Source organism: Paenarthrobacter sp. NyZ202, assembly GCF_049860755.1.
In the GTDB taxonomy this organism is placed as follows: domain Bacteria; phylum Actinomycetota; class Actinomycetes; order Actinomycetales; family Micrococcaceae; genus Arthrobacter.
The window spans coordinates 3,941,763-3,959,669 of the sequence record NZ_CP187556.1 but is presented as its reverse complement, the minus strand read 5'-3'; the positions used below and the strand labels follow the sequence as shown (position 1 = coordinate 3,959,669).

The window sequence follows — 17,907 nt, the reverse complement described above, 5'->3', positions numbered from 1 at the left end:
GGGTCAGACGATGTCGTGCGTCTTGGCGAAGCGGGCGATCGCGCGCTGCGTGCCGCGGCTGGTTAGGACCTGGATGAGGGTGCTCACGAAGGCCGAAACCAGCGCGAATGTCAGTGCTGAGCGCAGGCTGGTTTCGAGGTCGTCATGACCTGCGGGCGGCTTGTTGCCGGTGGCCTTCTCCCAAGCCAGGTTGACCAGTTTGGTGCCGACGAATCCTGCTCCGAGGCTCACTCCGGTCCCCAGCAGCTTGAAGAAGAAGTTCATGTCCCAAGCCTAACCTCACCTACAGCGTGCACCAGGCACCGTTCCCGGGCGCAAGGGGAGCGTTATCGGCGGTTTTCCCTGTCTTTCAGGAAGGCCGCCATGGAACCCCGGGGTGCCAGGACGGGAACTACGGGGTGCCGGGCGCCCCACACAGCATCCACGGTGCCCAGGCTCGCAAGTTCCTTGAGCAGGTAGTAGGTGGGTGGCATGAGGTGGAGCGTGCCTTCGGCTTCAGCGGAGAGGACGCCGGCCACGGGCATCCAGAGCGACTGCCAGGCTTCCGTTGTTTGGTGTTGGGGCGCTGCCCCGTCACGGGCCTTAGCGACGTAGAAGTAGGTGTCAAAGCGCTTGGGCATGTCCACCGGGGTCACCCAGTTGGCCCACGGACGCAGATCTGCAGGCTCAAGCGTGAGTCCGGCTTCCTCCTGCACCTCGCGGAGGGCGGCAGTCAGCACGGTGCCCGCTTCCCGGATGGCTTGGTCCGGGTTGGCGGCGATGGATGCTTCCGACCACGCATCGGCGTGCCCTGCCAGCAACTCCTGCGGGTAGTCCCACCCTTCACTGTCCGCGGCATCCACGCGGCCTCCGGGAAAGACCACCATGCCCGCGGCGAAGTCCATGGTGGACACACGGTGCTGGACGAAGACCTCGAGCCCGTCGGCGGCGTCCCTGAGCAGGATCACGCTGGCAGCGAGCCGTGGTTCGGGTGCAGGCTGGCCTAAGCCGGGATGATCCGTCATGAAGTCATTCTCTCAGGTGTGCATGAGAGAGGAAGCCGCCAAACGGGCCGGGAGAAACCGCAACCCATTATGACTGCCACCGAGGGCCAACGCACGGACCCGGGTGTAAACTGGACCTCGCCCATCAGGGCAGATTGATAACGACAGGGGAGCGCCGCCGTCGAACCCTGCAGGGATGCAGGTGACGCGAGGGCGCTGAGAGTGCGGACAGCCGCAGACCCTCGAACCTGATCCGGTTAGTACCGGCGCAAGGGAGTCGAGCTTCTCAGAGTGTCCGGAACACCGGTGGCGCATGCCTGCCGGGAATCCGGGGAGCACTTTCCCCTCCTGTAACCTCAGGAGGCAAAGAAATGACCACGGCAAGCGTGAAGAAGACCAGTTACAACTGGCGTGTAGTAGACATCGTGGTGGCAGCTTTGATCGCCATCGCCGGCGGCGTGATCTTCTGGGCATGGTCCCAGGGCGCCGCGATCGTATCCATTCCCATGAACGCGGCCTACCCGCCCTTGACAGGCCTGATCGCCGGCGGCTGGATGATCCCCGCAGTCCTGGGCATGCTGATCATCCGCAAACCCGGCGCCGCGCTGTTCTGCGAGGCTGTGGCCGCGACGGGTGAGCTGATCATGGGTTCCCAGTACGGCACCACCGTGCTGATTTCCGGCGTCCTGCAGGGCCTGGGTGCCGAGCTGGTGTTTGCTGCGTTCCGCTACAAGAAGTTCAACCTCCCCACGGCGCTGCTGGCCGGTGCCGGTGCGGGCCTCTTCTGCGGCCTCAACGACTCCTTCATGCCGTGGGGCTGGAACATCGCCTACGAGGCCGTGGACAAGCTGGCCTACATCGCGTTCTGCACGTTGTCCGGCGCCATCATTGCCGGTGCCCTGTCCTGGGTCGCCACCCGCGGCCTGGCCAAAACCGGCGTGTTGAGCGCCTTCGCATCGCGCAAGGCCGCCTCGGAGCCCGTCTTCAACTGATGGCCGCAACGAGCACCGGCAGGCCTGCCGCCATCTCCGCCGAGGGCTGGGGTTGGCGGCACGCCGGCCGGACCACACCTGCCATCCAGGGCCTTGACCTCCGCATCGATCCGGGCGAGCGGGTGTTGCTGTTGGGTCCCTCCGGTGCGGGCAAGTCGACCTTGCTGCACGCGCTGGCCGGGGTCCTGGGCGAGGAAGAGGATGATTCGGACGAGACCGGTTCACTCCTGCTGGACGGTGCTTCGCCGCGGGAACAACGCGGCCGCGCCGGATTGATGCAGCAGGATCCCGAAACGCAGGTGGTCTTGTCCCGGATTGGCGACGACGTCGCCTTCGGAGCCGAAAACCTTGCCGTGCCCCGTGACCGGATCTGGACCCGGGTTCATGAAGCGCTCGATGACGTGGGGTTGCGTACCGCTGATGGCGGCGGTTTGGCATTGGATCACCCGACGGCGGCACTCTCCGGCGGCCAAAAGCAGCGGCTTGCGCTGGCGGGTATTTTGGCGATGAGGCCGGGACTGATCCTGTTGGACGAACCCACGGCCAACCTGGACCCTGCCGGTGTGCTGGAAGTCCGTGATGCCGTGCGCCGATGCCTGGACAAGACAGGCGCCACCTTGGTTGTGGTGGAACACAGGGTGTCCGTCTGGAAGGACCTGGTGGACAGGATCGTGGTCCTGCAGCCCGGTTCGGCTGGCGGTGGGGTGCTCCTGGATGGGCCGCCGGACCAGGTTCTGGCCGAAGCGCATAGCTTGCTCAAGGCCGCCGGCGTGTGGGTCCCCGGGTACGTTCCCGAAACCCGCCGCAGGGAACGCGGCAACCAATCCGCGCAACTGCTGGTGGCGGCCCAGGACCTGGCAGTTTCCCGCGCCAAGCCACGCAGGAAGGGTTTCAGGTCCATCCCGCCGCAGCCGGTGCAGCACGGCATCAGTGCCCAGGTCCGGGCAGGGCAGGCGCTCACCATCACCGGACCCAACGGCGCCGGAAAATCCACGTTCGCCTTGACGCTGGCAGGACTTTTGGCGCCGGTGGCAGGGAAGGTCTCTGCCGCCGTCGAGCTTTCCGAAGGCGCCGGAATCGATCCCTTCCGGTGGAAAGCGGACCAACTGATTTCCCGGATCGGCACGGTGTTCCAGGAACCGGAGCACCAGTTCGTCACCGGCAAGGTGCTGGATGAGCTGATGTTCGGTCCCAGGCATGTGGGCCGTGGCGAGGAGCGGGTCGACGAACTGCTGGAGCGGCTCCGGCTGACGCACTTGGTGGACGCGAATCCCTACACCCTGTCCGGCGGCGAGAAGCGCCGGCTGTCCGTAGCGACCGTGCTCGCCGCACACCCCAAAGTGCTGGTCCTGGACGAGCCGACCTTCGGCCAGGACGCGAACACGTGGGCCGAACTGGCGTCGTTCCTGTCGGAACTGCTGGACCAAGGCACCGCCGTGGTCTCGGTGACGCACGACGAGGAGTTCAGTGCCGTGCTGGGCGGCGCGGAACTCAGGTTGGCCCCGGCGGAGCGGTCCCGGAAAATGGAAGCGGGTGCGGCATGAGGGACACCTTGAGCCTGAGCGGCAACCATGCCTTGTTGACGCGGGCCAACCCCTTGGCGAAGTTCGTCGCCGTTTTCCTGATTTCGCTGGTCCTGGCACTGTCCATCGACTGGGTCTCCGCGTCCGTGGCCCTGGTTGCCGAGCTTGCGCTCTTCCCCCTTGCCGGGCTCACGCTCGGGCTTCTCTGGTCAAGGGCCTGGCCGCTGATTATCGCCGCGGCCGTTGGCGGCTGGAGCACAGCGATCGTCGCCGCTGACAGCGGCGCTGTATTGCTCGACGTCGGGCTCTGGTCCATCAGCGAAGGCTCGCTGGAGCTGGGACTCGGGTTCATGCTTCGAGGGCTGGCCATCGCGCTTCCGGCGATCCTGCTGATGACCTGCACGGACCCGACCGACCTCGCCGATGCTTTGGCCCAGAAGGCCAGGCTCCCGCACCGCTTTGTGCTGGGCTCCCTGGCCGCGATGCGCTTGGTGGGTTTGCTGGCCGAGGAATGGCAGACAATAGGCATGGCCAGGCGCGCCCGTGGCGTGGGTTCGCAGGGCAGCCCCCTGCAACGGCTGAAGGCGACCCTGGGACAGAGCTTCGGCCTGTTGGTCCAGGCTGTCCGGCGGGCTTCCCGGCTGGCAGTGACCATGGAAGCCCGCGGTTTTGGTGGCGGCCGGCGCACATGGGCGCGTGAGTCCACCTATTCCCTGCTGGACGCCTGGGTTCTCCTGGGCGGCGTCCTCATTGCCGGAACCGCGGTGGTGGCAGCCGTAGGAGCAGGCACCTGGAGCTTTGTCTGGCGCTAGAGGAGGCGCCACGCGGGCTTAGCTGGCCGGAACTTCCTGGGCCCGGATTTCCTCGAACCCGGCCCGTGTAAGGAACCCCAACTGTGCTTCCTTCTCCTCCAGTTGGACGATCGGGCCCAGTTCAAAGCAGGTGGCTTCAAGCCGTCGCAGGGCCTTGGCGTTCCGGGCGTCAGGCTCCACCACGATCCGGTCTTTGCCCGGCAGCGAGAACATGTACTTGATGAGCGAGGTGGCCAGGCGCGGCGTGAAGTGGGGGATCGGCCGGGTGGCCGGGGCCAGCAGCAGGTGCATGCCGATGTCTTCTTCCCGTGCCGGGTAGGCCTCGCTCACGGGATCGTGCAGGGGCTCATAGGTTTGGAACAACGCCAGGGGCTGGCCGTCCAGCTCCACCAGGAAGGCGTGGTGCGTGTCCAGTGAGTCCAGGAACTCATAGATCTCCAGGACTTCCTCCCGGCTTTTCTCCAGCATGCCCCAGAACCTGGCCCTCGGCTGGCCGACCCATTCATGGATGAGGTCGATGTCTTCGGCGGGAACCAACGGAACAATCCGCAGGGCTCCCCAGCCGTCGAGTTCTTCGGCGTAAACGGTGGTTCGAGTGGCAAAGTCCTGGGCAGCGGTCATGTTTTCCTCGGGGGGCTTGGTGGCGGATGGGGAGAGTCTTAGCGGGGGTCTTTGGTCAGTTGGTCCCAGGACGTTGCCGCGGGGACGAGTTCCCCAACAGTCCACAGGGGCAGCTGGTCTGCGAAGTGCGGGTCAGCCGGAGAACCGGAAGCTCCGAACGGAACGATCCAGCGGCTGTTGTCCCGGTCCTGGAGATCCCAGACGTAGCGGGCCACGGGCCCACGGAAGCTGCGGTCTTCCACGCCCGGCAGGCTTTCCGTGCAGAGGACGCACCCTGTATCCCCGCTGAGCGGTGAATCCGGCGCCGAACCGGCCAAGGAGCCCGGGAGCACATGGACGGGGAGGATCCGGTGGCGGTCGCCCCACACAGCGGAGCCCTCCGTGGTGGTGCCGGCCTCTTCCAACGCGGCGGCCGCTTCGAGGGGTACGGCTATTCCGAGCTCGCCTCCCCGGACCAGGAGGGTCTCCAAGGCGAAGCCTACGCGGGAGCCCACTGAGAGCCAGGGACCGAACAGCGCAGGGAAGCCGGTGGCCTCGTGAAGCCGGGCCAGTGCAGGATGCCTCACGATCCGCTGGACCAGCGCACCGCGCCAGGACGCGAACGCTGCTGCCTGCCGGCTCCCGCTGACCATGCGGCCGTCCCACTCCAGAAGGTGGAGGCGAAGGGCATGGGCATCGGGGGAAAGCCCTGCCATGGGCAGATCCTCCAGCAGGCTGCGGAAAAGCGGCCAGGGGCCCAACAACGTGTCCGTGTGGATGGCCTGCATGTCTTCAACGGACAGCGGGCCAGCGGCCTCCAGCAGCTCCGTGATTCTCCGCGCCCGGTGGGCTGGAGCGAATTCCATGGCCACGGGGTCACCTCCGCCTGCAGCCCGGTCGTTGGCGGAAACAACGAACTTCTTCACTTCGGTGCGCGGTAGGGGAACGTACTGGCGCTCCCACGCATGCCGCGCCGAGAGCCCCGGGACCGGGAAGCGGCGGTTGTCCGGGTGGCGCTGTGGAACGAGGCCGGCAACAAAATGCCGAACGTCCCCGGCTGCGTCGGCGGTGACCACGCTGTTGACGGGCTCCACCCAGGCATCGAATGCGGCTTCGACGTCAGCGACGGTCCGGCTTCGCAGGAGCGGCAGGAGGGCCTCGAAACCCAACCGCCCCTCAACCCGGGCGGGAAACCTCAACGCCAGCGCGCCGCCGTCGGGCGTTTCCGAAATGACCGGGCCCCGGGAAGTTTCGATCACCTCCACCGTCTCAACACTGCCGCCGCGCACGTGGATGCTTTCCGTGGTGACGACGGCGGTTTCCCACCCTTCCGGGCTGCGCGCCAGAACGCGGGCGCCACCGGTTTTGCGGGAAGGAACCCGGCGGAGCTGCTCCTCGAACAGGTCCTGGTAGTCGGCCATGGCATTGGTGATGGCCCAGGCTGTGTGCCCCGTGTGGGCGAAGTGGGGCAGTCCGGGAACGCCGGGAAATGCAAAGCCCAGGGCGTCGAACTCGGGGCATGCCAAGCGGATCTGCTGGTAGACGCCGGGCAGTTCCATGAGCCGGTGCGGGTCGCCGGCGATCAGCGGGAGGCCGCTGGACGTGCTGGAACCATGCGCTGCCCAGGCGTTGCTGCCGGACCAGACAGGCGCCTCGATACTGAAGAGGTCCACTGCGTCCGGTCCGAGCGTGCGGGCCGCATGGGCGCGGAACAACTTGTTGGGAAACGTTGAAAACAGAATGTGGTGGACCAGGAAGACCCCCAAGGGCGTCCAGGGATTCCATGGTTCGGGTGTGCACCCGGCCTGGTCGAATTCGGGAGTGGAGCGCACATCGTCGGCCAGCGCCTGGTTGATCCCGGCCACGTACTGCGTGCACCATCGCCGGGTGTCCGGATCGAGGCGGTCAAAGCAACGCCTGGCTGTGTCATCGAGCCTGGCTTGCCGCGCGAAGCGGTCCCACGCCACTGCGTCAGGGCCGAGGACCTCCGCGGTGCGCCCTTCCGAGCGCCACCGTTCCAGCTCGATCTGCCAGGAACGGTCGGTTGCCGCGTTCACGCCCTGCAGGTAGGCCAGCTCGTCGGCGGACCCGGCCCAAAGGTGCGGGATTCCCCAGGAGTCCCGGTAGATGCCCGGACCGCCTGCCGGGGCGGTGTGGTGCGTCGGGGCAGGCGTCATAATCACAGGTTGCTTTCGAGCTTAGGTTAGGCTTACTTAAGTTCAAGATAGGTGGGGTTGGTCCGGTTCGCAAAATCGGCGCCCTTCGTGAAGGAGTATTGCTTGAAACGCAGTTGGGAAGGCGTCGTCCTGAAGGTAATGGGCGCCAAGGACTTCACGCTCCATGTCACCGGGCGGCAGGAGATCACGCCGGATTTCCTGCGCATCCACGTCCGCGACGGAGGGCTCCTGTCCAGTGTTGGCCTGCACCCCACGCTGTGGATCCGCCTGTGGTTCGACGACGCCGGCAAAGGGCACCAGCGCGCCTACACCGTGGTCAATGCCGACCCCGTGGCGGGAACCTTCAGCATGGACTTTGCCATGCACGACGGACTGGCTGCCGACTGGGCACGCTCCGTGCCGCCCGGGACCACGATCGAGGCCACTGTCCAGGGCAGCGCCTTCGCGTTTCCGGACACCGCGCCGCGCCGCATCTGGGTAGTGGGCGACCCTGCTTCCCTTCCCGCCATCAACTCCCTGCTGGACGAGCGGAATGCCGTCTTGGGGACTGCCGCTCCCGTGACGGCGTGGCTTGAGTACCAGCACGACGCCGACCCCTCGATTGAGGTGCGCGCGTCAACGTCCGACGTCGTCACCTGGGTTCCGCGCAAACGCGACGGTGACGCTCTGGTTGAGGAAGTTGTCCTTGCCCTGACCGCCGATACTGTGTCCGCCGTCGACGACTTCTTCTGGATTGCCTGCGAAGCGTCCAGCACCCGGGCCATCGTCAAGCACCTGCGGAAGGTACTGGGCGTGGACAAGCACAGGATTGATGCGCTGGGGTATTGGCGGGCGTAGCTACTCCCGCCAGTTCAAGAAGCCTTTTCCGCCATCCGGGGGCGTGAGGATTACCTCGCGGCCATACTTCTTTTTCGCATCCTCGCCGAAAAACGCATCCGGAATGATGCGCACGGCCTTCGTGACTTTCCCGTCCTTCAGGAAGACGAACAGTGCCGGCGAGGCCGTGTAGCGGTTCTCCTTGGTCAGGGGTTCGCCGAACGCGGCTTCGATGTCCTTGGCGGGGGTGCCCTCCATGACGAAACCGGCCTCGTCCCAGTCAAAGTCGGTGGCGTCTGCCAGCTTGAGGGCGGTTCCGTTGGTGGCGGACTCCAGGACCTGGCTGTTGAGCTTTTCGTTGGATTCGGGCATGACGGAACCTCCCAGTGAACAGGCGCCCAGGGCGCAGGTCAAAACAACTAAGAGCAGCCCGGCGAGGGCTGCCATGGCGGTGGTGGCCGGCGACCGGCGTCGTAGTCCTGCTGCCGGTCCCATCAGAAGCCTCACGACGTGGTCCTCGACTCGTCGTTGAACTCGGGATCCTCGCCCGGAGCCGGCTGTGCGTTGCCGGCGTCGCCTGTCTGCTCCATGGGGACCTCGTTGGAAGGGTGCGGCAGGAGGTCCTGTCCCACAACCACCGTGTCGCCGTTGCGGACGGCTTCCTCCACAAGGTCGGCCAGCTCCTCCGCGCCGGCGTCCGGGTGGGCGATGGCGATGTTCCGGCCTACCTCGTTGTTGTACAGGTCCATGGCCTCACGGGGTGCCGGGTTGCCGGGAAGTTGCTCATGGGCCGTCGCGTAGTCCTCGGCCCAGGCGGCCCCGAACTCCTGCACCATCAGGGCATTCCAGTAGGCGTGGCGGAAGGCGTCGTTCTGGTCATCGTTCCGATCCCCGCTGGGGAAACGCTCGTCCGCAACGCTGAAGGCGTCGTCGTGGATGCCTTTGAACGCGTTCATCTCCAAGGGTCCCAGGCCATTGAGCAGTTCGGCCTCTTTTCTGGTGACTTCGCGCTGGTCCACCACCAGGCGCAGCGGGTCCCAGTCCCCTGGCCAGCGGGTGGTCTCGGCGTCGCTGACCTGGTAATTCTCAAGGATCTCTTCAGGGGTGGGCATTCCTGGGTTGGCCGGAGAAGCTGCCGTGGAGATGCTGCCACTGCCTTGGCTTGCGGCGGGTATACCGCTATTGCCTGTCGACGCCGTGGACTGTTCTTCCGCGTTGGTGAGCACCGCTGTGGATGCCGCCTGAATGCCGAGGGAGGTCTTGACCAGCAAGGGGCGGAGGCTCGACTGCCATTCCCCGGCAAACCGCTTGGCATCCTGGCCCTGCCAGTGGCCGCCCTGCCCGATGACCGAATCCAGCTCCCGGGCCTTCGAAGCCAGGAGATCGGCTCCCTTTGCCAGAGCCTTGGACAGTGTCTTGAGCTGATTGATGTCTGCGCCGTAAAAAGGCATGTTCCCCCCTTGAACCGTGCTGTCCATGCTGGTCCAGTGCCTGGCCGGAACGCAATGGGGAGTTCTTCCCGCAACCAAGCCACCCGCCCCGGCTACCGTGGCTGACTAACGGGAAGCGCCGCCGTCGTGCTTGACATATCGCACCGTTCGGGTATGGCGTGACCTTAACCGCAAGAATCGCGGAATGTCCACTACTTCTAACTCATTTGTGATATTTCTTGAGTATGACGCAACCTACCGCCGAACACGTAGGCCTCCTGCTCCGCAACGCGCGCAGCGACAAAGGCTGGACGCAGGGGCAACTGGCCTCGGAGCTGGGAACCAGCCAGAGTGCCATCGCCCGGATGGAACAGGGCAAACAGAACCTCAGCCTCCGCATGATCGAACGAATCGAGGCTATTTTTGGACGACCGATCGTGAAAGTCGGAAAGCCCCAGATGACCCACCTCCGGGTGGAAGGCGGCCGCACGCTCTCCGGGGACGTGGATGTCAACAGCAGCAAGAACGCCGGTGTGGCACTCCTGTGCGCAAGCCTGATCAACCGTGGCACCACCACCTTGCGGCGCCTGGCCCGGATCGAGGAAGTCAACCGGATCGTGGAAGTGCTCACGTCGATCGGCGTCGAATGCACCTGGCTCAACGGCAGCGACCTCCGCATCCGCCGCCCCGAGAACCTGAACCTGGACCTCATGGACGTTGACGCTGCCCGCCGTACCCGCAGCGTCATCATGCTGCTGGGCCCTTTGCTCGACCAGACCAACGACTACCTCCTGCCGTACGCCGGAGGCTGCGACCTCGGCACACGCACCGTGGAACCGCACATGCAGGCCCTGCGTGAGTTCGGCCTGTCCGTCGAGGCGAAATCCGGCTTCTACTCCGTGGCTGCGCCGCCGGCCGATGGGCAGGACCGCTCCTTCGTCCTGACCGAACGCGGCGACACCGTCACTGAGAACGCCATCATGGCCGCGGCCCACCGCGAGGGCACCACCGTCATCCGCAACGCCAGCCCCAACTACATGGTCCAGGACCTCTGCTTCTACCTGCAGGGCCTGGGGGTGGAAATCCAGGGCATCGGAACCACCACCCTGCGCATCACCGGCCGTTCCAGCATCGATGTGGACATTGAATACTTCCCGTCAGAAGACCCCATCGAGGCCATGAGCCTCATCACCGCGGGCATTGTGACCAATTCCGAAGTCACCATCCGCCGGGTACCCATCGAGTTCATGGAGATCGAGCTCGCGACCCTCCAGCAGATGGGCCAGGAGCTGGTGGTGTCCGGCGAATACATGGCACGCAACGGCAGGACCCGGTTGGTGGATGTCACCACCAAACCGTCTGTTCTGCGCGCTCCGCAGGACAAGATCCACCCCATGCCGTTCCCGGGCCTGAACATCGACAACCTGCCCTTCTTCGCCGTGATCGCCGGTAACGCGGAAGGCCAGACCATGATCCATGACTGGGTCTACGAGAACCGCGCCATCTACCTGACCGAGCTCAACAAACTCGGCGCCCAGGTGCAGCTCCTTGACCCGCACCGGATCTACGTGAACGGCCCCACCAAGTGGCGTGCCGCTGAGGTCGGCTGCCCGCCGGCCCTGCGCCCGGCTGCGTGCCTGTTGCTGGCCATGCTCGCCGCGCGCGGAACCTCCGAGCTGCGCAACATCTACGTCATCGAACGTGGTTACGAGGACCTGGCCGAGCGGCTCAACACCATCGGCGCCAAAGTGGAGTACTTCCAGGACTAAGGCAGCGCACCCGTTTCCGCCATTCGCGCCCCACGTACGCCTGGGCGCACCCGTTTCCGCCATCCGCGCCCGGTCCATTGGGGGCGGACGGCGGCAGGGGGTGCGCACCAGGATAGCTAAGGGCAGAATGAAGCATGCGGACTTTCGGGGTTGAGGAAGAGTTGCTCATCGTCGATCCTGTGACGGGAGCGCCGCTGGCCCTCGCGGACGCACTGCTGGCGGGAACTGATCCCGTGGAGCCGGGCCTGGGCCTGAGCCACGAGTTCAAGCTCGAACAGATCGAAACGCAAACCCGGCCATGCCACACCTACGCCGAGCTTCTTCCCCAGATCCGGCGTGGGCGCAACATGGCCAACCAGGCCGCCAGGAAACACGACGCCCGTATTGCCGCCCTGGCCACCTCGCCCCTGGAGTCCGGGACACACACCACGCCCGATCCCCGGTTCGCCGAGATGCTGGAACGCTTTGGCCTCACGGCCCATGAGCAACTGACCTGCGGTTTCCACGTGCACACCTCCGTGGAGTCGCCGGAAGAGGGCGTGGTGGTCCTGGACCATATCCGGGACAAACTGGCCGTGCTGACGGCGATCAGCGCCAATTCCCCGTATTGGCGCGGCCAGCACAGCGGCTTCGACAGCTTCCGGACCCAGGCCTGGAACCGCTGGCCGACGTCCGGTCCGTCAGCGGTGTTCGGTTCGCTGACGGCCTACCGGCGGATGGTCAACCGGTTGCTGGAAACCGGCGTCATCTTGGATGAGGGCATGATCTACTTTGATGCCCGCATCTCCCGCAACCATCCCACCGTGGAGATCCGGGTCGCCGACGTGTGCCTCCGCGCCGAAGACGCGGCGCTCATTGCCGTGTTGGTGCGCGCCTTGGTGGAGACGGCAACCTTGGAAATGCTCGACGGCGTGGAACCCGCCTCGGTGCCCACGGCCCTGCTCAGGATGGCCAGCTGGCAAGCGAGCAACACCGGCCTCCGCGGGGACCTCCTGGACTTCGGTGACTTCCGTCCCCAGCCTGCCGCGGACGTTGTGTGGGCTCTGGTGGACTACCTCAGCCCGGTCCTGGACGACCAAGGGGAACTGGAACTGGTCAAGGCAGGCATTGCCGACATCCTTGAGCGGGGCAACGGTGCTCAGGAACAGCGCGCAGCAGCGGACCGGTTCAGCACCCGTTCCGCCGGTGCCGGCTCTCCGGGAACCCCGCCCACCACGGAAGTCCTGACCGCCGTCGTCGGGCATGCCGTGAAAGTCACCACCCGCGGCACCTCAACCGACGCGCACAAGGAACCGGCGCCGCTGTTGACCAGGGTCCGGAGAGCTTAGGGGCGCTCTTCGGCCGGTTCTTCCCACGTCATCAGGTACGCTCCGGCCACCCCCCGGTGATCCAACGGCCTTCTTCCGCCAGCAGCATGCGAAGCCGCTCCGCAGCATCGGTGGTGAGGTACACCCGCTGGACCGGGGAGATCCCCAGGAACCAAACCGCCGTACCGGAAACAATGACTGCTCCGGCACGGCGATAAGGGCGGTTCCCGCTCATGGCATGAAGGTTAGACCTGCTTGAGCGCCTTTTCCAGATCGAGGATCAGGTCGTCCACGTCTTCCAATCCAACGGACAACCGGACCACGCCGTCGGACAGTCCAATGGCGGCCCGTCCCTCCGGTCCCATGGCCCGGTGGGTGGTGGTGGCAGGGTGCGTGATGAGGGACTTGGCGTCGCCCAGGTTGTTGGAAATGTCGATGACCCGCAGGCCGTCCAGCAACGCAAAGGCGGCTTCCTTGGCGCTCCGCCCGGAGGACGGTGACAGTTCGAACGTCAGTACGGTGCCGCCGGCCTTCATCTGCTTGGTGGCGAGCTCGTACTGCGGGTGGGACTTAAGCAACGGGTACTTGACCCAGTTGATGGCCGGCTGCTGCTCGAGCCATTCGGCGATTTTCAAAGCCGATGCGGAGCTGTGGTTCACGCGCAGCCCGATGGTTTCAAGGCCCTTGGTGAGGACCCAGGCGTTGAAGGCGGACAGCGAGGGACCGGTGTGCCGCATGAGCTGCTTGACCGGGCCGTCAATGAACTCCTTGGTGCCCAGGATCGCTCCACCCATGACGCGTCCCTGGCCGTCGATGTGCTTGGTTCCGGAGTAGACGATCACGTCGGCGCCCAGGTCGCCGCAGCGTTGCAGCAGGGGAGTGGCAAAGACATTGTCGACGACCACGGTCGCCCCGGCGGCATGTGCCAGTTCGCTGACGGCAGCGATGTCCACGATTTCCTGCATCGGGTTGGACGGTGACTCGAAGAAGACGGCTGTGGTCGGCTCGGAAAGAGCTGCACGCCACTGGTCCAGGTCCGGGCCGTCGACGAACACTGTTTCCACGCCCCAACGCGGCAGGATTTCGTTCAGGATCACAAAGCAGGAACCGAAGAGTGAACGGGCGGCAACCACGCGGTCGCCGGCTGCCAGCAGTGCGCCCAGTGCGGTGAAGACTGCAGACATGCCGGACGCCGTGGCAAAGCAGGCCTCGGTTCCTTCAAGGAGCCGCAGCCGTTCCTGGAACGTGGCCACGGACGGGTTGCCGTAGCGCGAGTAGACAAAGCGTTCGTCTTCGCCGGTGAACGCCCGTTCTGCTGCTGCAGCGGATTCGTAGACGAAGCCGGAATTGAGGAACACCGGCTCGGCGGTTTCCTGGAAGTTGGTACGGTCGAGTCCACCGCGGACGGCCTGGGTGTCAGCGCTCCAGCCGGCGGCGTCAGGATTGAAAGTCACTTTTAGTCGGTCCCCAGGTTGGTGGGCAGGCCACGGTTCTTCCAGCCGTTGACGGTGCGTTCCCCGTAACGGTCAGGTTCGCCCTCGAAGCCTTCCAGGACGTTGTAGGACGTGAATCCGGCCTGCGTTGCGGCGATGGCGGCGGAGATGGAGCGCTGGCCCGAACGGCAGATGAACAGCAGTTCAACGCCGTCAGCCTCGGGAGCCTGCTGCTTCAGGTCGTCGATGAAGGTCGGATTCGGGATGCCGCCGGCGAGGTTCCACTGGATGAACAGGGGATCATTCTCCGTGGCCTTGGTGTCAGGGATGCCGATGTGGGCCCATTCTCCCTCGGTCCGGACATCAACCAGGATGGCGCCGTCCTTAAGCTTGGCCCACGCGTCCTGCGGGGTCAGGTCACCTGCGTAGCTCATGCGTGTCCCTCGAATGCTTCTTCGTCTTCGTCGTTTTCCAGTTGGTCCACGGCGTTCGCGACGGCGGCATCCGCACTTGCGATCGCGGCGGGCAGGACGATGGCTTGCGCCACAATCACGTCCGTGCCGTTGAAGGTTGCGGACGGGCTGCCGTGCAGCACATAGCCTTCGGCGAGGGCGTTGCTGATGCGCTCGCAGAATTCGCGGGTATCCGGGCCCGTGATCAGGCGGTAGGCGAGTTTGTCGTCAGTGGGTTCTGGCATTCGTGGTGCTCCTCAGTCACGCTTGCAGTTCGAAGTGTCGATACGCCGAGTAGTCACCTGAGGCACCCCGCCGCGGGAGAGGGTTGCCGACCAGCAAGTCAGGGCTTAACGCTGGTGCTCATTACTCAAGAAAAACGTAACATCCGTGGACGTTCACCTGCATTTGTTGCGGGCATGACAGCCGTCATGTTGCGTAACCGGTGCCTACTTGTGGTCCTGTCCGGCCAGTTCTCGGACCGCCGCACCAACTGTCGAATAGAAGTGGTCAGGAGTGAAGCGGGCCGCCGTGCCCAGCTGGACCAGCTTGTCCTTGACCGGGCCCTTCAGCTCGGCGAACACGAGGTCCACGCCCCGTTGGGCCAACCATTCGTCCAGCGTGACAAGGTCGTCCAGGGCCGTGGTGTCGATCCCGGTGATGGGCTCGGCAGCGAGGATGACGTGCGTGATGTGGTCCTCGGCCTCGTCCAGTTCTTCCCGGACGAAAGTGGCCAGGACCTGCCCGTTCCCGAAGAAGAGGGGTGCATCGAACCGGAGGATCAGGAGCCCGGGGATCCTGTCGCCTTCCGGGTGGCGTGCGAGGTCGTGGTATCCGGGGCGGCCCTCCTGGGCGCCGAGCTCCGTACGGTAGGGATTCCATGCCCGCCGCACAAAATCAAGGAGGGCCAGGGCGATGGCCACGAGGATTCCCTGCAGCACGCCGACCAGGAGCACTCCAAGGAACGCCGCCAGCATGACCACGGATTCGCTGCGGCTCATGCGCAGCAGGCGCCGCACTCCCGCGGGATCGGCCAGGGCGACCGCGGCGGCGATCACCACGGCAGCCAAGGTGGCCGACGGCAGGAATTCGGTGACTCCGGGCGCCAGGAGCATGAAGGCGAGCACCAAGGCCGCTCCCACGGCACCCGTGAGTTGGGACTTTGCCCCGGCATCCACCGCAACAGGTGTCCGGGAACTGCTGCCGCAAATGGGAAAGCCACCCAGGACACCTGTTGCTGCGTTGGCTGCACCCAAGGCAGCCATCTCCCTGTTGCCGGAGATCCTCTTCCCTTCTTTCGCTGCCAGGGACTGGGACAGTACTCCGGTGTCAGCGAACGCCATGAGGGCGATGCCGGCCGCCGCCGGGACCAGGGAAAGGGCGTCGCCCCACGTGATGCCACCAAGCGCTGGAGCCGGCAGGCCCTGGGGGAGCGCCCCTGTTACTTTGACGGTATCGCCCAGGTCCAGGAAAGCCGTGGCCAGGCAGGAAGCGACCACGGCCAGCAGGACTCCGGGAACCTTCCATTTCAGGCGGCGCGGAATCCAGATCAGTGCCAGCGAGCCCAGTCCGAGGGCGACGGCGGCAAGGTTGGTGCCTCCGTCCATGACCTGGGTGTAGGTGCCGGCCAATTTCTCCCAGATCGAGTCGCCTTCTGCCTCAATCCCCAGGAAGGCGGGAACCTGGGACAACCCCACGTACAGGGCAAGCCCGTTGAGGTAGCCCAAACGGATGGGTTTTGAGAGCAGGCCGGTGATGGTCCCCAAGCGGAGGACTGAGCCCAGGAGCATGATGCCGCCGACGAGCAAGGCCAGCAGGCCCGCAAGTGCCACGGATTTCTCGCTGCTGCCCATGGCCAAAGGCATGATGGCTGCCGCGATCAAGGGTGCCAGGGCAGAATCAGGGCCCAGCACCAGGATCCTGGAAGGACCCACGATTGCGTATACCAGCAGGGGGACGACCGTTGCGTAAAGACCGGTGACAGGCGGGAGTCCTGCCGCCTGCGCGTAAGCCATGCCCGCAGGGACCAAGAGGGCAAACAGTGCTGCGCCGGCAATCAGGTCATGCCGCAGCCATTCCCGCTTGTAGCCCTTCAGTGCCCAGGCGCCCAACAACCGGTCCCTCACAGATCGGGCTGACGTGGGCGCACTCATACAGAGATCATTCCGGACCCTGCCGTTTTCCGGAAGCCGGGCCTTGCTGCAGGCACTTCACATGTGACGCCACGGGAGCATAATTGACGCAGTACGACCCCCGGTAACTTCGCATGAAATCAGGTCGCGGTGAACGGACACAGCAGTTCTACACTCAAGCCCATGCTTCATTTTGGTTGGTTCGTGGGACACGGCTTCGGAGTCCAGGGGTGGGGAACTCCGGGCTACAGCCTGGGTTACGACTGGAAGAAACCCGCGTTGTACCAGGAGGCCGTGCGTGCCTTCGAGAGATCCGGCCTGGACCTGTTCATCATCGAGGATTCCCTCACAGTCCCGGATACGTACGGCGGCACCGCGGAAGTATCCCTTGCCCATGCCTCCTTCGCGCCCAAACATGATCCGCTTGCCCTGGTCCCGTACCTGCTCTCCGCCACGGAGCACCTAGGGATTGTCCCGACGGTCAGCGCGTCCTTCTACCCGCCCTTCACCGCGGCGCGGCTGCTGGCCACACTCCAGCATTTCTCCGAGGGCCAACTGGGATGGAACGTGGTCACCTCCGGCAGCGACCTCGCCGCGCGGAACTATGGCCTTGACCAGCAGATTGAACATGACCTCCGGTACGAAAAAGCGGAGGAATTCGTCGACGTCGTCAGGCGGCTGTGGCGGAGCTGGGAACCGGACGCCGTGCTGGAGGACGTTGAGGCCGGTCGGTTTGCCGACCACACCAAAGTGCACCCGATCAACCACGACGGCGAATTCTTCAAGGTCCGCGGTCCGCTCAACACAGCGCCGCTGCCGGAAGAGCCGGTGCTGGTGCAGGCGGGCGCCTCGCCCCGGGGCAAGGCCTTCGCCGGAGGCCACGCCGATGTGGCGATCGCCCTGGCCCGCGGCGTGGACGGCATGAAGGCCTACCGGGACTCCATCCGGGCTGAGGCCGTCAAGGCGGGCCGGAACCCCGACCATGTCAAGGTACTTTTCGTCCTCAAGCCCACCGTGGTGGGATCCACGGCAGAGGCCGAGGACCTGCGCGCCCAACGCAGGGAGCTGACGCAGCGCGACATCGACAGCCAGCTCAACTCGATTTCCTACCTTTCCGTCATTGATTTCAAGCAGTTCGACCTCGACGCACCCTTGCCCGAGCTCACCACCAACAGCAACCAAGGCACCCTGGAGCACTTCTCCAAGGCAGCACCCCCAGGCTCCACGCTGCGCCAGATCCTCCAGGCCCGAAGCGGCGGCGCCGGGGACTCCATCATCGGTACAGCCGGGGAAATCGCGGACTATCTGCAGGAAACCGGCGAGGCAGTGGGCGGTGATGGCTTCCTGTTTTCCGGCTTCGTGGATCCCGTGACCGTGCATGGCGTCCTGGACAAGCTCACTCCCGAGCTGCGCCGCCGCGGTGTCTTGAGGACCAGTTACGGAAGCGGTGGCTTCCGGCAAAACCTCCTGGACTTCTGACG

At 65.3% G+C, this 17,907-nt stretch carries 18 protein-coding genes and 2 riboswitches; of the genes, 7 read left to right on the top strand and 11 right to left on the bottom strand.

Annotated elements, in window-relative coordinates; translation table 11 throughout:
• Positions 1–3 precede the first annotated feature (3 nt).
• Together ACPFL9_RS18375 and ACPFL9_RS18370 are read right to left on the bottom strand one after the other, a co-directional pair.
• On the bottom strand, positions 4–264 hold the full coding sequence (locus ACPFL9_RS18375; RefSeq protein WP_426004391.1) for a DUF4235 domain-containing protein: 261 nt from the start codon (positions 262–264) through the stop codon (positions 4–6).
• Between the two features lie 62 nt (positions 265–326).
• Positions 327–1,004: an NUDIX hydrolase gene (locus tag ACPFL9_RS18370; protein WP_426004389.1), complete on the bottom strand. Its 678-nt coding sequence runs from the start codon at positions 1,002–1,004 to the stop codon at positions 327–329.
• A 135-nt stretch (positions 1,005–1,139) separates the two neighbouring features.
• Positions 1,140–1,276, top strand: a riboswitch (TPP riboswitch).
• A gap of 78 nt (positions 1,277–1,354) precedes the next feature.
• Here ACPFL9_RS18370 and ACPFL9_RS18365 point away from each other — a divergent pair.
• The 3 genes from ACPFL9_RS18365 to ACPFL9_RS18355 are packed head-to-tail and all read left to right on the top strand — an operon-like array spanning position 1,355 to position 4,310.
• Positions 1,355–1,975 carry an ECF transporter S component gene (locus ACPFL9_RS18365; RefSeq protein WP_426004387.1) on the top strand — a complete coding sequence of 207 codons (621 nt, stop codon included), beginning with the start codon at positions 1,355–1,357 and terminating at the stop codon, positions 1,973–1,975.
• Entirely contained in the window at positions 1,975–3,519 is a 1,545-nt protein-coding gene (locus tag ACPFL9_RS18360; protein WP_426004386.1) for an ABC transporter ATP-binding protein, read from the top strand. Before ACPFL9_RS18365 ends, ACPFL9_RS18360 begins: the two co-directional genes overlap by 1 nt.
• The gene (locus ACPFL9_RS18355; RefSeq protein WP_426004384.1) at positions 3,516–4,310 is read left to right on the top strand and encodes an energy-coupling factor transporter transmembrane component T family protein; all 795 of its coding nucleotides are present in this window, start codon (positions 3,516–3,518) and stop codon (positions 4,308–4,310) included. The genes ACPFL9_RS18360 and ACPFL9_RS18355 overlap by 4 nt, the downstream gene beginning before the upstream one ends.
• An 18-nt stretch (positions 4,311–4,328) precedes the next feature.
• Here ACPFL9_RS18355 and ACPFL9_RS18350 read toward each other — a convergent pair whose 3' ends face one another.
• Entirely contained in the window at positions 4,329–4,931 is a 603-nt protein-coding gene (locus ACPFL9_RS18350; RefSeq protein WP_426004383.1) for a GNAT family N-acetyltransferase, read from the bottom strand.
• A gap of 38 nt (positions 4,932–4,969) precedes the next feature.
• A complete protein-coding gene (locus tag ACPFL9_RS18345) occupies positions 4,970–7,087 on the bottom strand; it encodes a penicillin acylase family protein (RefSeq protein ID WP_426004382.1) in 2,118 nt (705 codons plus the stop codon).
• 102 nt (positions 7,088–7,189) lie between these two features.
• Between ACPFL9_RS18345 and ACPFL9_RS18340 the strand changes: the two genes are divergently transcribed.
• The gene (locus ACPFL9_RS18340) at positions 7,190–7,924 is read left to right on the top strand and encodes a siderophore-interacting protein (RefSeq protein ID WP_426004381.1); all 735 of its coding nucleotides are present in this window, start codon (positions 7,190–7,192) and stop codon (positions 7,922–7,924) included.
• Here the strand turns inward: ACPFL9_RS18340 and ACPFL9_RS18335 are convergent, their stop codons facing one another.
• Together ACPFL9_RS18335 and ACPFL9_RS18330 are read right to left on the bottom strand one after the other, a co-directional pair.
• Positions 7,925–8,410 carry a hypothetical protein gene (locus ACPFL9_RS18335; RefSeq protein ID WP_426004380.1) on the bottom strand — a complete coding sequence of 162 codons (486 nt, stop codon included), beginning with the start codon at positions 8,408–8,410 and terminating at the stop codon, positions 7,925–7,927.
• Positions 8,407–9,354 carry a DUF6973 domain-containing protein gene (locus ACPFL9_RS18330; protein WP_426004379.1) on the bottom strand — a complete coding sequence of 316 codons (948 nt, stop codon included), beginning with the start codon at positions 9,352–9,354 and terminating at the stop codon, positions 8,407–8,409. The genes ACPFL9_RS18335 and ACPFL9_RS18330 overlap by 4 nt, the downstream gene beginning before the upstream one ends.
• 224 nt (positions 9,355–9,578) lie before the next feature.
• Between ACPFL9_RS18330 and ACPFL9_RS18325 the strand changes: the two genes are divergently transcribed.
• Both ACPFL9_RS18325 and ACPFL9_RS18320 read left to right on the top strand, forming a co-directional pair.
• The gene (locus tag ACPFL9_RS18325; protein ID WP_426004378.1) at positions 9,579–11,102 is read left to right on the top strand and encodes a UDP-N-acetylglucosamine 1-carboxyvinyltransferase; all 1,524 of its coding nucleotides are present in this window, start codon (positions 9,579–9,581) and stop codon (positions 11,100–11,102) included.
• 134 nt (positions 11,103–11,236) lie between these two features.
• Complete coding sequence (locus ACPFL9_RS18320; RefSeq protein WP_426004377.1) at positions 11,237–12,430, top strand: glutamate--cysteine ligase 2; 1,194 nt, start codon at positions 11,237–11,239, stop codon at positions 12,428–12,430.
• 31 nt (positions 12,431–12,461) lie between these two features.
• On the opposite strand, the gene ACPFL9_RS18315 is transcribed toward ACPFL9_RS18320, so the two are convergent.
• From ACPFL9_RS18315 to ACPFL9_RS18295, 5 genes are all read right to left on the bottom strand, one after another.
• Positions 12,462–12,644 carry a hypothetical protein gene (locus ACPFL9_RS18315; protein WP_426004376.1) on the bottom strand — a complete coding sequence of 61 codons (183 nt, stop codon included), beginning with the start codon at positions 12,642–12,644 and terminating at the stop codon, positions 12,462–12,464.
• 10 nt (positions 12,645–12,654) lie between these two features.
• Positions 12,655–13,863: an O-succinylhomoserine sulfhydrylase gene (locus tag ACPFL9_RS18310; protein WP_426004375.1), complete on the bottom strand. Its 1,209-nt coding sequence runs from the start codon at positions 13,861–13,863 to the stop codon at positions 12,655–12,657.
• A gap of 2 nt (positions 13,864–13,865) precedes the next feature.
• Positions 13,866–14,276, bottom strand: a complete 411-nt coding sequence (locus tag ACPFL9_RS18305; protein ID WP_426004374.1) for a rhodanese-like domain-containing protein — start codon at positions 14,274–14,276, stop codon at positions 13,866–13,868.
• Positions 14,273–14,539, bottom strand: a complete 267-nt coding sequence (locus tag ACPFL9_RS18300; RefSeq protein WP_426004373.1) for a DUF1737 domain-containing protein — start codon at positions 14,537–14,539, stop codon at positions 14,273–14,275. Before ACPFL9_RS18300 ends, ACPFL9_RS18305 begins: the two co-directional genes overlap by 4 nt.
• A 13-nt stretch (positions 14,540–14,552) precedes the next feature.
• Positions 14,553–14,665, bottom strand: a riboswitch (SAM riboswitch).
• A gap of 78 nt (positions 14,666–14,743) precedes the next feature.
• A complete protein-coding gene (locus ACPFL9_RS18295) occupies positions 14,744–16,447 on the bottom strand; it encodes a SulP family inorganic anion transporter (protein WP_426004371.1) in 1,704 nt (567 codons plus the stop codon).
• Between the two features lie 129 nt (positions 16,448–16,576).
• Here ACPFL9_RS18295 and ACPFL9_RS18290 point away from each other — a divergent pair, with 129 nt between their 5' ends.
• A complete protein-coding gene (locus ACPFL9_RS18290; protein WP_426004370.1) occupies positions 16,577–17,905 on the top strand; it encodes an NtaA/DmoA family FMN-dependent monooxygenase in 1,329 nt (442 codons plus the stop codon).
• Positions 17,906–17,907 lie beyond the last annotated feature (2 nt).

Bases quoted from the DNA above. Each gene is read 5' to 3' on its own strand.
- ACPFL9_RS18360 (WP_426004386.1), top strand. From the start codon at position 1,975: ATGGCCGCAACGAGCACCGGCAGGCCTGCCGCCATCTCCGCCGAGGGC.
- ACPFL9_RS18345 (WP_426004382.1), bottom strand. From the start codon at position 7,087: ATGACGCCTGCCCCGACGCACCACACCGCCCCGGCAGGCGGTCCGGGC.
- ACPFL9_RS18370 (WP_426004389.1), bottom strand. From the start codon at position 1,004: ATGACGGATCATCCCGGCTTAGGCCAGCCTGCACCCGAACCACGGCTC.
- ACPFL9_RS18350 (WP_426004383.1), bottom strand. From the start codon at position 4,931: ATGACCGCTGCCCAGGACTTTGCCACTCGAACCACCGTTTACGCCGAA.
- ACPFL9_RS18325 (WP_426004378.1), top strand. From the start codon at position 9,579: ATGACGCAACCTACCGCCGAACACGTAGGCCTCCTGCTCCGCAACGCG.
- ACPFL9_RS18305 (WP_426004374.1), bottom strand. From the start codon at position 14,276: ATGAGCTACGCAGGTGACCTGACCCCGCAGGACGCGTGGGCCAAGCTT.
- ACPFL9_RS18365 (WP_426004387.1), top strand. From the start codon at position 1,355: ATGACCACGGCAAGCGTGAAGAAGACCAGTTACAACTGGCGTGTAGTA.
- ACPFL9_RS18320 (WP_426004377.1), top strand. From the start codon at position 11,237: ATGCGGACTTTCGGGGTTGAGGAAGAGTTGCTCATCGTCGATCCTGTG.
- ACPFL9_RS18300 (WP_426004373.1), bottom strand. From the start codon at position 14,539: ATGCCAGAACCCACTGACGACAAACTCGCCTACCGCCTGATCACGGGC.
- ACPFL9_RS18315 (WP_426004376.1), bottom strand. From the start codon at position 12,644: ATGAGCGGGAACCGCCCTTATCGCCGTGCCGGAGCAGTCATTGTTTCC.
- ACPFL9_RS18375 (WP_426004391.1), bottom strand. From the start codon at position 264: ATGAACTTCTTCTTCAAGCTGCTGGGGACCGGAGTGAGCCTCGGAGCA.
- ACPFL9_RS18355 (WP_426004384.1), top strand. From the start codon at position 3,516: ATGAGGGACACCTTGAGCCTGAGCGGCAACCATGCCTTGTTGACGCGG.
- ACPFL9_RS18295 (WP_426004371.1), bottom strand. From the start codon at position 16,447: ATGAGTGCGCCCACGTCAGCCCGATCTGTGAGGGACCGGTTGTTGGGC.
- ACPFL9_RS18330 (WP_426004379.1), bottom strand. From the start codon at position 9,354: ATGCCTTTTTACGGCGCAGACATCAATCAGCTCAAGACACTGTCCAAG.